This is a genomic window from Dolichospermum heterosporum TAC447 (assembly GCF_024584745.1).
In the GTDB taxonomy this organism is placed as follows: Bacteria; Cyanobacteriota; Cyanobacteriia; order Cyanobacteriales; family Nostocaceae; genus Dolichospermum; species Dolichospermum heterosporum.
This window is the reverse complement of the sequence record NZ_CP099464.1, coordinates 1,288,561-1,305,528: the sequence shown is the minus strand read 5'-3', so window position 1 is coordinate 1,305,528 and position 16,968 is coordinate 1,288,561. Positions and strand designations below refer to the sequence as shown.

Sequence of the window (16,968 nt, the reverse complement as noted above, 5' to 3'; positions counted from 1 at the left end):
TTAAGCCGTGTTGGTTATATACAGCGGTTTATGTAGTTAGGAGGTACAAAATCTGTTTAAAACAATAATTTTCAAAGTTTTATCAGTTAAATTTTGCTGATGAATAAGATTTTAGGACTTACGCACTGTACAAAACTGCCATGATATGAATGAACGAAATTGTGTGGGGATGATGGGGAGCGATTCGCGTTCGCAAAGCGTCCCGGAGGGAACTAGCGCTGCTGCAAGCAGTTCGCTTTTTGGGGATGATGGAGGGCGATCGCTTGCTAAAATAGAAATAATTTGAAGTTACAGGAGAAATAAATGATCACATTAGAAATGGCGATAGCTTTGCTCGCCGCAGGCATCGCTCCAAAACACACAAAATTAACATACTATCCGTTACCTGTTCCCTTCTTTGTAATATAGAAATAAAATGAGTGAAGTAACAGCAAATTATGATCAATCATGGAAAGAAGCGTTAAATGAATATTTTGAAAGCTTCCTAGCATTTTTCTTTCCTGTAGCCCATCAAGCAATTGATTGGACAAAAACCCCTGAATCTTTAGATAAAGAACTGCAAGAAATTACAGCTTCAGGAGAAACCAAAAACCGAATTACCGATAAACTGTATAAAGTTTGGTTATTAGATCAAACTCAAGTATGGATTTTAATCCACATAGAAATTCAGAGTCAATATGATGTTAACTTTGAAGAACGGATGTACATTTATAATTACCGAGCCTTCGACCTTTATCACCAATTTGTAGTAAGTGTAGCAATTTTAGGTGATACAAGTCCTAGTTGGCGACCAAATAGTTATGATAGAGCTATGTTGGATTGTGAATTAAGTTTAAAATTCCCCATAGCTAAAATTCTAGACTATGAATCAAAATGGCATGAACTAGAAAAGAGTGATAATCCCTTTGCTACCATAGTGATGGCGCATTTAAAGACTAAAGCCACCACCAGTAATTTAACAGAAAGGGAGCAATGGAAATGGATATTAATTAGAGGACTTTATGACCGGGGCTTCACAAAAGAGAAGGTTATTAAGTTATTTAAAATCATCGACACAATGATGACTTTACCTAAACAATTACAAGCAGGATTGGTCACTAAAATTAAACATTTTGAGGAGGAAAGAAAAATGCCTTTAATTAGCCCAACAGAACAACTAGCTATGGAACGGGGAGAACAACAGCTAATTATACGACAACTAAATCGGCGAGTTGGTGAAATGGAATCATCATTAATTGACTCAATTCGTGCATTAACAATTGAGAAATTAGAATTATTGGGTGAGGCTCTGTTAGATTTTTCTTCTGTCACTGATTTAGAACAATGGTTACAAAATAACCCAGAGTCTTGAGATTAATCATATTTATTAAATAGGGCGATCGCTCCTGGGAAACCGTTTTGTGAATATGAGAGGGCGATCGCTTTGGGGATATGGGATGTACCATTTTTGGGGATATGGGAGTGCGATAGCGAAGCGCTCCGCAGGAATCGCTTCATGAAGAGTACAATTTTCTACCCACAGGAGCAAAGGGAATTTCTTTACCCTTTTGTTGATAATCTTCCTTCACTAACTCCCAGGCTAATTTTAGTTCTTGCAAAGCTTCTTCGGGAGTATCACCAAAAGCTGAAATGTTAGGTATTTCTTGTAAATGTGCTAACCAATCTCCTTGTTCATCAATATATAAATTAATTGTAAAGCCATTAAAATTATAATTATTTAAAGTCATTACTGATTTCCCTCTTGATATTCAAAAAACTGCTGAATTTGATAGAGTTTTGCTTTTCCATCTTTACGAGGTTGAATTGGTAAAGGTTGGCCACTCGGTGAATACCATAAACGATGACTTCCTTTTTGACGACTAAATTCCCACCCATTCTGAATGAGGAGAGTTTCAAATTCATCAAAAGTTAGATTTTCTGGACTATTTTTAGCTTTTTGCCATAGTTTTTCTTTTTTAGTCATCAACAAGGCTATTATTTAGGAGATTATCCCTTGATTTTATTATAAGGGAAATGCCGAAAACCCTTGAAGATGTAGCTGACTTAGGAAGCTACATCTGTGCTTTAGACAAGGGATGAAGGCTAGTTGCTTTCCTTTATCCTGCATTGACGTTAATCGCGTTGCTGTTCAATATATTTCTTAACCGTTTCTGTGCAGATATTCCCAGCGGTGCTAACAAAATAGCTTGGTGTCCACAGCGTAGGTATTTTTAAAAGTTCGGGAAATTCTTTTCTAAGATGATGAGACGCTCTCCCCTTGATTTTCCTCATGATGCTAGATGGATCATCGGTTGGCTTCACATTTAAAAACAGATGGACATGATCCGGCATAATCTCCATAGCAATAATTTTCCACCTATTCTCTATAACCAACTCGCAAATAATTTGCTGTAACCTCTCTGCAATAGCACCTACCAGAACTTTTTTCCGCCGCTTAGGAATGAAGACAAAGTGATAATTTAGCAGTGAAACTGCGTTGCTTTCGTGCCTGTACTCATCTGGAGAAAACTTAGCCATAACCTTAAAGTATTTACTTGCTATTTGTATATAGCTATTGTATAATCAAATAAAGGAAACAACAACGGGAGGGACTTATATTTGCTAACAAATTATGTATATAAGCTACGTCCTAATATTAGACAGTCCAATAAAATGGATAGTTGGCTAGATATGCTCCGGTCTACTTACAATTGGAGCTTGGCTGACAGAATAGCTCAATACAACCAGCAATTTATCCAAGGTGACTACTGCGACATTAGGACTAAAGCAGAAGCTTGTCCATTAACTTGTTTTGTCAGTAAAAATGGTGCAAGTGGGGAACCGTGGAAGGATGCTAAAACCGACAAGAATGGCAACCTCAAAAACCCTCGACGCAGTGCTGGTGATATTCAAATAACGGCATTACCATATCTAAAGAAAGCTAGACCTTGGTTTGCTGAAATTGATTCTACAGTTCTACAGCAAAACGTCAAACGCCTTGACACTGCCTACAAAAACTTTTTTGAAGGGAGAGGGTTTCCTAATTTTAAAAACCGTAGTAATTTTACCTCTTTTACTTACCAGATGGGCGTAAAAGTTCAAGGTAATAAAATCTATCTCCCCAAGTTGGGATGGATGCGGTTTTTCAATTCTCGCTTAATACCAACAGGTTTTACTATCAAAGCTGCTACATTAAGAAAGCGGCAAGATGGCTGGTATATCTCGATTAGGATTGAAGATAAAACCATACCAGACTATGTAAAAAAACCGCTAAACGAAGTTAATTCTATTCTTGGTTGTGACTTAGGAATAACTAAACTTGTCCATTTCTCCGACAGATATCAAATTGATAATCCTAAATTCTCAACCAATAAAAAAGCTAGACGCACTTTAAAAATTAGACAGCGACGGGTTAATCGTAAAGTCAAGGGTAGTAAGAATCGTAAAAAAGCAGCTAATAAAGTAGGACGGTTTCACAAAAAGATTACAGATAAACGGACTGCTTATCAATGGAGTGTTGCTAATATAATAGTTTCTAGAAAGGTTGATGCTATTGCCTTAGAAGATTTAAACATCTCCGGTATGTTGAGGCGTTGCAAAGTTAAAACCGATGAAAAAACAGGGAGATTTTTAAAGAATGGCCAGTCTAGAAAAAAAGGATTAAACCGTTCTATTTCTGATGCAAGTTGGAGTGATTTGATTTTAAAAATTGAGTATCTCGCTGTGAAGCAAGGAAAAGTTGTAATTAAAATTAATCCTAAATACTCCAGTCAAGAATGCAGAAATTGTGGGCATACTGATAAGTCAAACCGTGATGGTGAGAAATTCATTTGTACGGAATGCGGATATCACGAACACGCCGATATTGGTGCTGCAAAGACTATCAGAGATAGAGGTTTCAAAATAGTACGTGGGGACTCCGCGAAACTTGCTGTTTAACAGCTAAACGCCCAGAAGATGAGCCAGTGCGGTCTTGGGGTTTCCCCAAGTAGAGCAACTGGCGGTATCAGCACGCACTTTTGTGCAAACGTACTGAGTCTGGGAACTTGTGCAAACAAGATATTAAGATTGTGAAATCTTAAGAATCCCCGTGTCTTTAGACCGGGGAGTGTCAAAGTCTGACAGGAATTTAATTTGTGATCGCTTGTGGTTGTGGGGATGATGGGGTGCGATAGCGAAACGCTTCCTAGTAATCGCTTTTTTAGATGTAGGAAGGCGATCGCGATCGCGGAGCGTCCCGGAGGGAACTAGCGCTGCTGCAAGCAGTTCGCTTTTTGGGATGTGGGGATGATGGGATGGGATAGGGATGTGGGAAAATGAGATTTACGGCAATTCTCGCTCTCATCAAATATAATGAATGGAGGGCGCAGGCCCTGCGCCCCTACGGTTTTGGCGATGAAAAACTGTACCTCGTAACACTAAAAATTTGGCGTTTAAGGCATTGCGCTAAACCCCTACTGGCGAATTATATTCTAAGCAAAGACAAACTGTTTAGAATCTGTCAAACTCAAACTACTGGCTTGAATCCCAGTCAGAGTCGCTAAAGTTTGATTGTTGAAGACAATCGCGGTATCTGCACCAACTTGATTTAACTTGAGTGTAGACGTGGTAATACCTAAACTGACAGCACCTTGAATACCGATAACATCCGTACCAAGTTGGAAGTCAAGCACGGTATTAGCAGCTTTGGGTAGTTCAGCGTTGACAATCCAGAATTGGTCAGCGCCAGCACCACCGGAAATTAAGTTACTACCACCAAGACTAACTCTGAAGATATCTTTACCATCACCACCCAAAGCCCGGTCATTGCTACCCAAGTAGAAGGTATCATCACCCACACCACCAGATATGCGGTTGCCACCTTGACCATCTCTCGCATCAAAGGTGTCATTACCATCACTACCAAAAGTGCGATCGCCCTTATTCACAAAGATCGTATCATCACCGCTACCCAGATCAACGATATTGTTACCAGCAAAGGGAGAAATTGCCCCGAAGACAGTATCAACAGTGTCATTACCTGCGCCAGTGAAGATGGTGTCATTGATGCCATCAGTGCCACCACTGACAAACAAATCATCTTTCCCAGTTGTTCCGGCAACATATTGGGTAGCTTCTGCTATAGCCGCAGATAGACCTAAACGGGAATCAAGGGCAATAGGTTTGTCTAGTTCCAAGACCACCATCTCATTGTTGTCAATTCCTGGAGGACGACCAATGGAGAAGGGATAGTTGTTATCGTTGGCAACTAAAATGGTTTTGCTGTCAATCACTAAGACATCTTCAATGGTTTGGAAAGGCATATTGTAGGTGGTTTTACCATCACCATTGAGATCCTTGGGATCTTGGATATTAAGTAGGTCTGCTACTTCCTCCTTGGAGACAAAGCCGTTGGCATCAATTTTACTGAAGTCAACCTTGAATATCTTCTTGAAAAGGGCGGTACTACCTTGTCCGTTATCCCGTTCAATGACCAAGAACTCATTGTTATTGATGGGAGTGAAATCACCGATCGCATTGCTGGTACTTACTAATTGATAACGTCCTACTAATCCTTGGTAGCTTTCACTGGCTACATCGAATTTATAAATCCGTACAGAACCAGCAGGATCGCCGACAACAGTTCCTTCCAACATCGGATAAATGGTTTGACGGTCAGGGCTAAATGCCATGCCTTCAAAGCCTTGGGAGCGGTTCAAATTGGCTGTTACGAGGTCGCCGTAGTAGGGCTGATTGGGAGCAAAGTATTCCGGGGAATTATTGAAGTAAGGAGTATTTAAATTCCCGTTGGGATTGGCATAGCCTGTACCAGCTAGGTAATCATTAACTAGAACTTGTCGTCCTGTTTTGGGGAAGTCGGTAAAGAAACCATCTACACCCAAATCAATGAACTTACGGAACTCTGCACCGGGGTCGTTTTTGTAAGTATCGGGAAGAAAGAACTCGTCATTTCTTAAAGTGTAGAGGTGAACGATTAAACCAGCTTTGTGGGCATCTTGAATCAGGGTTGTGGGTGTGCCTAAAACGCGATCGCCATCACTAATTTGACCATCACCATTGAGATCATCAGCAGTACCATCCTTATTGGCATCTACCGTCAACTGAGGAATAATCCGCTGTTTATTCGGTCCAATTCCTTTGGCGTAGGTAGCAATTTCTGTTAAACCTGCTGGTGTAGAAATATCGGTATAGGTGCGGGTATCACCACTGACTACAAAATCATAGGGTTGACCTGAACCACCAAACAATTGCACCAGAGGAATATCAATCCCTGCGGTGGGCATGATGGTATTTTTCAGCACCTTGAGGTTGGCAACTTCAAAGGATTGAATGAAGATGCGAGATGGGTCGGTAAAGTTCTCAGCTTTGAGGGTGTCTGCTAAGATTTGGCTAGTATTGATGCCTTGCTGTTGAAAGAAAGTAGGATGTTTGGTTTCGGGATAGATACCGATTTTGCGACCTGTTTCTAGTTCGACTTGTTTCACCAAATCAATGACTTCTTTCAGGGTTGGTACTTTCAATCCATCTTGATCGAAAGTAGTACCACGCAAAGCAGGAATCCGTTCAATCGCATTTAGTTCCTTGACTTCTGCTAGGGTAAAGTCTTCAGCAAACCAACCGGCGACATTACGACCATCTAAATTTTTGATTTTCAGGCGATCGCTAAATTTATCACGTAAGTAAACATCCGTGCTTGTATCGGTACTATTGATAACTGGCTTACCATTGGTATCTCGTTGAATTGTGCCATCAGTATTGAGAACACCGACTGCTAACATGGGTTCGTGACGGGCAATTAAGACACCATCTTTTGTTACCACTAAATCGGGTTCAACGAAATCTGCACCTTGAGCGATCGCTAATTTGTAGGAAGCTAGGGTATGTTCTGGACGTTCACCACTTGCACCCCGGTGACCGATGACAATGGGGGCGTTGCCTGTGAGTGTATCAAATTTAGGAGTAGAAAGAACAGTGGGATTTTGGGGCGATCTGACTTGATTCGCCGTAATTTGATCGCGGACTAAATCACCTGTCCCTGGGAAATCAGTAAAGTAACCATCTACACCTAAATTAATGAATTGACGAAACTCTAATTCAGGATTGTTATTGTAATTTGATGCCAGAGAACGGCTTTCATTGCGGAAGGTGTAAGGATGGACAACCAAACCCTCTTTGTGGGCATCACTAACTAAGCTGGTGGGTGCTAGGGTAACTTTATCCGCATCGTTAATCACACCATCGTTATTGAGATCGTCAGGTTTACCATCATTGTTATTGTCTACAGTTTTCACCGAAATAATCTGCCGTTTCCAGGGTCCAATACCATCGGCATAGGCGGCAATTTCTTTCAAACCAGCAGGAGTTAATAAATCTCCATAGGTGCGGGTGTCACCTTTACCGACAAAATCATAAGGACGAGCGTTAACATCTTGATACAGCAGTGTGCCATCGTTGGCGACATCGTAGGCATCAAGCAATTGCACTAAGGGCAGATTCACACCAGCAGTCGGCATGATGGTATTGTTTAAATCCTTGAGATTGCTGACTTCAAAGGACTGAATAAAAATCCGTTTGGGATCAGTAAATCCTTTGACTTTGAGGGTGTCAATCAGTTTTTCTTCCAGAGACAAACCCAAGTTATCGTGATAGGTGGGGTGTTTAGTTTCAGGGTAAATACCGATTTTCTTACCAGTTTGTACCTCAACCTCTTTCACCAAATCAATAATTTCGCCCAGGGTAGGAACTTGGAGAAGACCGTTGTATACCTGATCTCGGAAACCTTGAGGCATTACAGCCCGCAGAGTTTTAATTTCTGCCAAGGTAAAGTCTGAAGCAAAGAAACCTTCTTCAGCCGCACCATCTACCAGTACCGTCTTTTTCCGACTAGCAAATTCAGCACGACTAGCTACATCGGTGGTATTGATGAGATTGGGTTCATGACGGGCAATTAAGACCCCATCCTTAGTAGATACCAAATCTGGTTCAATGAAGTCTGCACCGCGTAAAATCGCCAAGCGGTAGGCTTCTATGGTATGTTCTGGCAGTTCACCACTAGCGCCACGATGTCCGATCACAATTGGTGCTTGACCGTTGAGGGTATTTAGTTTAACGGGGTTAGGAGTAGGGAAGGGGGCATCTAGTAATACACCATTGCTATTGAAATGTAGTAGGTAAGTTCCAAATTCATCACCGACCCAAATATCGCCTTTAGCATCAATCACAAAGGACTCTACATCAAAGTCAGCCCCGGTCAGTTCCCGTTTGGCTGTGTTTTTATTGACAATATCAAAGGGGATTAATTTATTGGGGTCAGAGAGTTGAATGAAGTTTTGAACCGCTACAGAACCATTAGCGTTTTCTGTACCCGCAAAATTGGGGTCAACTTGGTAAAGTCGCAGGAGGAAATCAGCGCTGTTATTTTTTGCGCCAAAACCGTTATCTGCTAAGAACCAAAAGACAGAACCACCACTGTTGGGGGCAAACTGCACACCACTGAATCCTTGCACTGGTTGACCAGGGAAGGGGGTAGTGCGTCCATTGGTAGGATTAGTTACAGTCGCACCCGCAGCAGGACCTGCTGCGAAAGTATCGGCAGGTAAAGAAGCAAAACCTTTGATTGTCACCATATTAGGAGGAATATTTAGGGTAGTTGAACTTTGATCATCTTCTTGGGCGTTGTTATTACCAGCACCAGAATCAAAGTCAGGTTGATTTTGGGCGGTAATTTCTGCCTTGTTGGTTAATGCCCCACTTTGAGTCACTTTAGCCGTGAGTTTCAGGGTGCGGGTAACATTACCAGCAATTTCTCCCACATCCCACACACCAGTTTGATTGTTGTAAGTTCCCTGTTGTGGTGTTGCAGAGATGAAGGTAAATGGTTGTGGTAACAAATCTGTGACTTTAATGCCGTTAGCCACAAGTGGGCTGTGATTAAAAAGGGTCAAATTGAAGGTTACTTGTCCCCCTATGACTGGCTGAGTGGCATCAACAGTTTGACTTAATTCTAAATCAACACTAGCGATGTTATTTGGTAGTTCTAAAATTCCCAATTTCTCCAAAGGTGAATTACCAGTAACGTTGAAGTCGTTATCATTAATTAATGCTAGGGTGTTGGGTGAAACTAATGCTAAACCTTCTAATTTTTCCACACCTGTATAACCAAGTTGAGCAGCATTAACAATCAAACTTTTACTAACTGGGGTAATATTGGCGGTTGTTAATTCGGCTGGTGTGAGTTGTTCAATGGTTTTACCAGCAGGTAAGGTGAAATTAGCAGACTTATTGATATTAGTTGCCCCGGCTAAATTAATTTGATAAATCAATTTGTTGGAGGCATTTGTTCCTAAATCATCCCTTTCGACAACGGCAAATTTACCATTACCCAAGGAAACTGCATCACCTAATTTATCGGTTCTGGCGTTACCAGCAGCAGTGATATTATCCAGCAAATAGAGATATTCACCAGTAACTTGTTTGGAAATAATGTCAAATTCCAAAATTCTCAAATTACGGGAATTTCTGGATGTTGTATCACCAGCATTATCTGGGTTATCAATGGCACTTTGAATAAAGGCGTAAAGTTTACTACCCTCTAAAGCTACAGCTTCAAAACCGCGATTATTGCGACGTTGACCATAAACTGCTGGTAATATCTCTGTGCCAAAGGTTCCTGCGGCTGCGTCTGGTTCAGGTGCCGTGGCTGTTCCTTGGGGAATAAAACGGTTAAGTAGTTTACCATTCACATCGAAGTTATAAATTGCCGGACGGTATTCATCTACCAGCCAATAATCCCCATTTGGGGCAATAACTATCCCCTCTAAATCAGCCCCCAATGCCTTGTTAGCTATGACTTGACCATCCAAATTAACCGCAACTTCATCGGTGTAGGCTGTACCAAATGCCCCTGCTTGCAGGTTGGGAAGTCCGGTTAATGGGGTTGTGCCATCTTTCTCAAATAGTCCTGTTCTCTTGGTGATGCTAATTGCACCTGTTTGTTTGTTGAGTTCAAAACTGACTATTTCTGGTTGAAAATCGGGTAAATAGAAGGGACGATTAGCACCGGTGGGGTCGCCATTTGGTCCCCTGTCGGTGTGAGTGACAAATTGGAGATTACCATTTACCGCAATACCTTGGAAATACAACCCGGAAAAACCACCTAAGAAAATATCTTGACCTTTGGAAGTTGTTCCTAATTTGGGTAAGTTGGTAAATTCGTAATTAGTTAAGCGTGGTTGGGGGACGGGGTTACGAGGGTCGTAACTGGTGGTATCTATTTTCAGGACTTGAGGTAAGGTAGCAACAATATTTTCCCAAGGTACTAACTTAAAGTTGCTGCTGATATTCTCCCCACTAACAATGGTGGCGGGGTCATTTGCACCGTCTTGAGTGATAAATACACCATAAGGGAAATTGGGACCCAAGGGCAGATTAATAACATCTGCACCGTCGGATTCTTGAACGCTGTCAATTCCGCCATTGTTCCCAACTGCAAATCTGCCTAAAAAGTCGTTGTTGCCTTCACGGGTATATGTTGCAAAGGTGTTATCGCCTTGACTGGATGCTAACAGGTAGCCTGTGCCGTTTTTACCGTAATAAATGGTTAAGCCTTCAACATCATTGGTGAGGTTTTTGCCTCCCTCAGCTTTGACTTTCTCAATTAATTTACCTGTTGAACCACCATTGGGTTCAGCTTCAAATTTCCAAATCCCCACATCTTCTTGACCAATGTACAGAAATCCTGTTTCTTGGTCTGCTACCATGCCTTCTGTTTGGGCTGAAGCACCTGCTGTGGTTGGTGAGGGAATGGTGAAGCTACGAACTACCTCATAACCAATTTTACCGTTGCCTTTGTCTACTAATTTTAATTGAGCGACATCTCCAGTTTGACGACGGCTGGTAAAGACATAGTAATCGTTGGTGACGGGACTGCGATAGATTGCTAATCCATAAGCACTGCGAGTAGATGCAGAATAAGGGGCAGCGAAAGGTACATTTTGGAAGATTGTGGCAGCATTGCTATCGGTAATATTTTCTAAATAATTACCATCAGCACTGTTGGGGTTAATTTTGAATATTGCTAGTTTATCGTTATTGCGATCGCTCGCTACAGCAATATCAACTTTCTGACCACCCAAGGTAAATCCATATTGCAAGTCAATGTTGTTGTAGCGAATATCTGGATTACTAGGATTAATGGTCTGTAACAGATTTCCAGCTAAATCATAAATCCGCAAACCGCCATTTTTGACGCTGGTTAAGACTAGGCTTTTACTAGAATCTGTAGCGTTAACATAAATTGCCGGATCATCTGCATCGGCTCTTTGACTAAATGGTAAACTACCATCATCTAAAAGCGCGGGACGGGTTTCTACAATAGGGGTAGCAGTGGGAACTACATCTGCACTCAAGGTGAGGATTTGCGTAAATTGGGTAGAACCAAAGTTGTTATCACTCACCAAAATAATGGATTGTGTACCATCTGCCAATTTGGGACCAAATGCCAGACCTTCAATATTATCTGTACCTGTGGGATGATTGCCGTCACTATTAGGTAAACTCAAGGAATCCAGGTTTAATAACAACCGTTTTTGAGCAGGTTGGATAGCAGCTAATTGAGATGTAGTCAGGCTACTCAAGGAATCAACTGTATTAATGTCTGTTGCCCCTTGGAGGCTAATTTCATAGATTTTGATCGTGTTTCCTTGTCCAACAGCAAAGGAGCGTTCTAGAGCCAATAAAGTCCCACGATTATCAATTGCTAATAAATCTACCAAACCATTATCAGCCGCAGTTCCACCAATAGGTGCTTTGGCAATAGGATCGGTAATATACAGATATTCTTTCTCTGGTTGTCCTGTCACCAAATTGTATTGAATAATCCGAGAACGGCTGCTGGTGGTAGTTGTAGAAATTGCACCATCTTGAAAGAGGGCGCTTTCTGTAGCTGTGAATAGGGTTTTCTGGTCAGGAGTAATGGTTAAGCTTTCAAATGCTAAGTTATTACGCACCCCTGATGTTTGAGTATCACCTGTATCAACAACATTATTGTTGTTAGTATCTTGGACAACTGGTAGAAATTTCTTGGGTACTGCTAAAGAACGAATTTCCTGTCCTGTAGTCAGATTAAACTCTTTAATGAAGGGATTGGTGACGCGACTTGCACCTAAATCTGGTCTAACTTCTCCTTCTGAGGAGATTAAAACTGTCCCATTATTTGTTAAAGCAATACCTTCTGGATCTAAGCTATTAGCTGCAAAAGGATTACCATTAATATCCTTGAGTTGGACAACATTGGTAAAAGTTACCGTATTAGTAACAGGGTCAAGAGTGAAGGTATAAAAACGGGCATTTTGTGAGCGATCGTCAGAAATGGCATAATAGCGATTATTTACCGCATCGTAAGTTACACCGGACAATCCACCCAGCGCAACTTGTTGACCATTTACTGTTCCGGCTGCACCAGAGGGAATAAAGCCAGTATTGAAAATAGTTTGTCCCTTGAATCCAGCGCTAACAGCGGTTTTTCCAGGTTCTGTCTCACCAACTTGCACATCTGCATATATTAACCGATGGTCAGAACTAGGGAAACCACCAGGAAGACTAGGGTTAAAAGTTCCTACTAATGGGAAATTTGTATCAGTATTGCTAGGCCAGTACACTTCTGATTTACTAATTTGCAAGTCAGAGGAGGGAAGTACATAGTCTGTTCTCAGATTTCCCGGTGCAGTATCAGCAAAGTCTGCGGTGTCGAAAGCAGGATTACCCTTGTGATTGTTATTTGCCTGACCTTGTAAAGTTGCCTGTTGAGGAGCGCCTAAACTGGTGGGGATAACATTTGTATTGATACTGGGATTTAGTAACAGTTGGCGAATGGCATTGTTATAACTGTCACCCTCTAAGGGGTCAGCATTTTGATCACCCATGATGACAAAGCTTGAACCAGCGGCAAGATTACCTTTTTTACCCCCATCATCATAGATATAATCACCTTTGCCTGGGGTAATATAATCTGCCCAAAAACGAATTTCATCACTATTACGCTTACCGTTGCGGTCTTCAGTTCCGTCAAAGGTAGGTGGTGTGGGGTGACTCACAAGAACATGAACTGTTTCCCCATTTACTGTAATTGGTACATCCCAATGATTTTTAGAAGATAAGCGGAGAACGTTAATTTCTTCAGGTGAATAAAAACCGTTTAAGTTCTCATTTACTGAAGTTGCAGGATTATCTACAGTTGGGTCATTTGTTAATAAGTTTCCTGGCATATCCTTCCACAGGAAATTTTGGAAGGTGCGAATGTTGGCTGTATCAATAGGATATTTAGAAAGCAACAACATTCCATACTGACCAGGGAAGTTCCCAAAGCCAAAGGCATCATCACCGTATCCGCTTACGCTTGGAGTTGTAACTGTTGTAGCATTATTATTTAAGTCAAAACCGGAAGCAATCCCAGTATTAGAAGGAGCAATATAAGAGTAGGAATAGTTAACTGGTGTCGCCCCGTTTTGACTGATTTGCAGATAATTTTCTCTAAAAAGATTTACTGCTGCGGGGGAATAGTCAAATTCGTTAATTAGTAATACATCTGGGTTGTTGCGTTGAATAATTTCGGCAACTGTTTTTGCTTGAGCGTTGTTAGGGGTAGATAAATCAGTTACCAACTGACCATCAGTGTTGCGGTTTAGGGACGCATTAAACTGGGAAAAGCGGACTGTAATCAGTACCATATTTTTTGTGCAGATTTAGCTTAAACAAAGATAATCTGGTGACAGGAAATTGCAGATAATCGAACTCACAATATCAGTCGAAAGTTAAGATACTATTGTCTATAGTTCAGATTTATTTAAGTGCTGATTAAGCTTAGGAAATCATGAGGTAGGGGCGCAGGACCTGCGCCCAGTCAAGAGTCACCTAGCATCTCTAAGCATTTGCTGGGTTTCACTAAGTAGGTGAACACAATAAAACCAAACTGTGTAAAGAAACGTAAAATCGCCCAAACCCTCTTGCCCTGCTATAACGATAATTTTCAACGCCAACCTACTTATGTTCAACCCAACCTATATTTCCTGAACAGAACAGGATTGAGATATAAGTTATTTGTATGGGATGTTGGTAAAAAAGAACTTTCTCAATTACTAGGGGTCTATTCTCATTATTATTGAGAATTTTATCAATAATTAAACGAGTTTTGGTGATTTCAGCTAGGGGGCTTGACAGTGTTCCGAGTTTTGGGTATGCTAATGGTATAGGTGGGAAAGTGTGCGCCCATATATATAGGGTTTTTATTTATCAAGATTATAATTTCCAAATTAATTGTTTGAATCAGGATTTACACCGATTAAAGGATGTAGAGGATTTTGGTTTCTGTTTTCGCAACTGCTAAAATTCAAACATCTATAGTTTTATCTGAATCGCTTTTAGAATAATTAATATTTCCGTCTAAGTCTGCTTCTCCAAGATGATTTTTACCTGTTTTATCAAAAACTTCTAAATGAGCGGCTTTACCCTCATGAAAATTATCTACATACCAATAGCGTTCTGTATTTGATTCAAGGTAAATAACTCTTCCTTGACATTTATTGGCTGTTTTTTTAAATTTTGTGGTATCTCGTAAAATAGTTTGTTTATCTCTGGGAGGTTCTTTGTTATCTGAAGAATATTCTAATTGACTTAAATTTAGCTAGTCGTGATTGTGCTTTTGGATGTAAATGTGCTTCAGGATTTTCGACTATTAATATTTCTCCTTCTTTAGCAATCAAACCTGAAACAACAATTGGTAAAATGTAACTATATCCAAATCCCACATTAGCTGGTCTAAAACGGTCTTTTGATGTGCTAGTATTAAATAAAAGTTCGAGTATATTACTTTCAGAACTAGGAACTTCAACTTTTGCACCATTAAATATTTCGTTAAGCCATTCTTCGGTTTGGGTAGCTAGTGTTTTTGCATCTTCACCTAAACATAGTTTTTCATTAACTAAATCATCTCTTTTTTTATAGAGTAAGTTAACTGTAAATTCACCTTTTGCACCCACGTTAGGAAATTTGTTGATGGTAGATTTTAAATAATATTCTTGAGGTCCCAAACGGTCTGCGGAGATATAATGAATATGATTGAAGTTTAAAGATTGAGATAACAAAAATGATACTGATGTTTTAAATTGGTCCTAAATCGGAAAGTAACTGACAGGTATTAAGTTATTTATAGAACATTTATCTTGTATTTCTGTTTTATTTTTGTTATTATCTAAAACAGAAGTTATATAATCAAAATTTGATTTGTTTAAAGACGAAGAATCAAAATAATCATATTGATAAATTGCATCAATATCATAATATAAAATATTATCTGGATATTTATCAGATTTATTTAATTCTATTCTCCCAATAAAAAGAACTTCTACTATTTTAGCCACCATATCATCATCTAAATTTTCATTTAGACAGTATTCAATGTTTCCCTGTAATTTTAATTCAGGGTCATTAATATCACTATTAATATAATATTTGAATGTTGTACTTTGATAGCGCGAATTATTTGTATTTCTAACATCATTAAAACTATTTAAACTTACACAACTACCATTTAGCAAAATTTGATCAGTGTTTTCATTATGCTCAATAGATTGTCGCATTAATAGTAAAGACTGAAGCAGTGTTGATTTACCACAACCATTGATTCCTGTCAGCAGTGTTAATTGTCCTAATGGGAAAGAAGTTCTTTCTTTAAAGCATTTAAAATTTTCTAATTCAATTTTAGTTAGCATACCTATACATCCCCTAAAATTTCTTGTGCGAGATTAAATCTGATAATAACTTTCTTCTTGCTGTTTGTCGCATATTTTACTGCATCAATGTATTCTGGATTTTCTAGCAACTTGTCAAAATTATCTTGAATAGATTTTTTATTATCTTCCAAAAACTTATTGTTATTTCTAGAAAAGAAATAAGAAACAGACTCAAAAATAGCAATATTTATTCTTCCTCTACTTTTTCCTGCGGGTAAACGGAAATTTTTATTACCAAAAAACTCAAAAGTCAAATCCATAACTCTCTTGAAATCATTTTTTAAAGCATCTATTTCTTCATTTGGCATCAGATTAATCTTCTTCATAGCATTTTCAACAAAATCACTTAAATCATTCTGATATTCTTTTTCATAATCAAAAATTCTAAACGCTAAATAGCGCAAAATAACTTCTCTATCTTTCATTCTTGTAGCAGATATTCCATAATCAATAGCTTTTTTGAAATAGTCTGTTTCTGATAATTCTTTGAGAAGTTGAGTTGATTTTCCCGAAAATATACAATTTCTAACTTCTTGACGTTCAAGTTTTGTACCACCAGTATTGATTCTATTAAAAATATCATAAACAACCTTAGCTGGTACAGAAGGTCTGATCAAGTATATATTAAGTTTCTTATCTTCTATTCTAGTTTGATAGTCACTGGGGAGTTTTTTGAGTCCTGAAAAATTATATCCATTCAAATCAGTTAAAGCTTCTAAACCTTTTAATTTAAATTCATCATTAACAAACTCATGTAAAGTTGATGTTCGTTGTAAACCATCTACAATAATATATTTACCTTCTACTGTTTGATTAACATACCAAGGAGGTAAGGGAAAGTTAAGAATAACTGATTCAATAAATTTACTTTTTTGTTCTGGTTTCCAAACTAGATTACGTTGAAAATCAGGATCAATAATCAGTTTACCATTATCATATTTTCTCATTAACTCGAAAATTGTTTGTGGTTCTTCTCGAATGTCAATGTCTGCTGCATTTGGATGATAAGGATATAAACCTCCGTAATCATCTCTGTCTTCTTCAGCAGTATCTTCATCTTTCTCAATGACATCGCTATCTTGTAATTCTTCATCCATATCTTTTACTCCTTTTCTTGTCTAAAGTGTTTAACAGTTTAATTATGACATCTTCGAGAAGAATAGAATTGGTTATAGCTACTTTTGAGGAAGTTATTAGATAG

At 39.2% G+C, this 16,968-nt stretch carries 10 protein-coding genes; 2 read left to right on the top strand and 8 right to left on the bottom strand.

Going from position 1 to position 16,968, the window contains the following annotated elements; genetic code table 11:
• Positions 1-415: 415 nt before the first annotated feature.
• Positions 416-1,351 (top strand): DUF4351 domain-containing protein, encoded by a 936-nt coding sequence (locus NG743_RS05835; protein WP_257121676.1) that lies wholly within the window; start codon positions 416-418, stop codon positions 1,349-1,351.
• 2 nt (positions 1,352-1,353) lie between these two features.
• Here the strand turns inward: NG743_RS05835 and NG743_RS05830 are convergent, their stop codons facing one another.
• From NG743_RS05830 to tnpA, 4 genes are all read right to left on the bottom strand, one after another.
• Positions 1,354-1,497: a hypothetical protein gene (locus NG743_RS05830; protein WP_157749990.1), complete on the bottom strand. Its 144-nt coding sequence runs from the start codon at positions 1,495-1,497 to the stop codon at positions 1,354-1,356.
• Positions 1,494-1,727: a type II toxin-antitoxin system HicB family antitoxin gene (locus NG743_RS05825; protein ID WP_257121675.1), complete on the bottom strand. Its 234-nt coding sequence runs from the start codon at positions 1,725-1,727 to the stop codon at positions 1,494-1,496. The genes NG743_RS05830 and NG743_RS05825 overlap by 4 nt, the downstream gene beginning before the upstream one ends.
• Positions 1,727-1,963 carry a type II toxin-antitoxin system HicA family toxin gene (locus NG743_RS05820; protein WP_027404464.1) on the bottom strand — a complete coding sequence of 79 codons (237 nt, stop codon included), beginning with the start codon at positions 1,961-1,963 and terminating at the stop codon, positions 1,727-1,729. The genes NG743_RS05825 and NG743_RS05820 overlap by 1 nt, the downstream gene beginning before the upstream one ends.
• A 149-nt stretch (positions 1,964-2,112) precedes the next feature.
• Complete coding sequence (gene tnpA, locus NG743_RS05815; protein WP_039204965.1) at positions 2,113-2,517, bottom strand: IS200/IS605 family transposase; 405 nt, start codon at positions 2,515-2,517, stop codon at positions 2,113-2,115.
• 135 nt (positions 2,518-2,652) lie between these two features.
• On the opposite strand from tnpA, the gene NG743_RS05810 reads away from it, so the two are divergent.
• Positions 2,653-3,918, top strand: a complete 1,266-nt coding sequence (locus NG743_RS05810) for an RNA-guided endonuclease InsQ/TnpB family protein (RefSeq protein WP_257121674.1) — start codon at positions 2,653-2,655, stop codon at positions 3,916-3,918.
• Positions 3,919-4,451: 533 nt separating this feature from the next.
• Here NG743_RS05810 and NG743_RS05805 read toward each other — a convergent pair.
• From NG743_RS05805 to NG743_RS05790, 4 genes are all read right to left on the bottom strand, one after another.
• Positions 4,452-13,706: a phytase gene (locus NG743_RS05805; RefSeq protein ID WP_257121673.1), complete on the bottom strand. Its 9,255-nt coding sequence runs from the start codon at positions 13,704-13,706 to the stop codon at positions 4,452-4,454.
• 918 nt (positions 13,707-14,624) lie between these two features.
• On the bottom strand, positions 14,625-15,119 hold the full coding sequence (locus NG743_RS05800; protein ID WP_257121672.1) for an AAA family ATPase: 495 nt from the start codon (positions 15,117-15,119) through the stop codon (positions 14,625-14,627).
• 27 nt (positions 15,120-15,146) lie between these two features.
• Complete coding sequence (locus NG743_RS05795; RefSeq protein ID WP_257121671.1) at positions 15,147-15,746, bottom strand: AAA family ATPase; 600 nt, start codon at positions 15,744-15,746, stop codon at positions 15,147-15,149.
• A gap of 2 nt (positions 15,747-15,748) precedes the next feature.
• The gene (locus tag NG743_RS05790) at positions 15,749-16,864 is read right to left on the bottom strand and encodes a DUF262 domain-containing protein (protein WP_257121670.1); all 1,116 of its coding nucleotides are present in this window, start codon (positions 16,862-16,864) and stop codon (positions 15,749-15,751) included.
• Positions 16,865-16,968 lie beyond the last annotated feature (104 nt).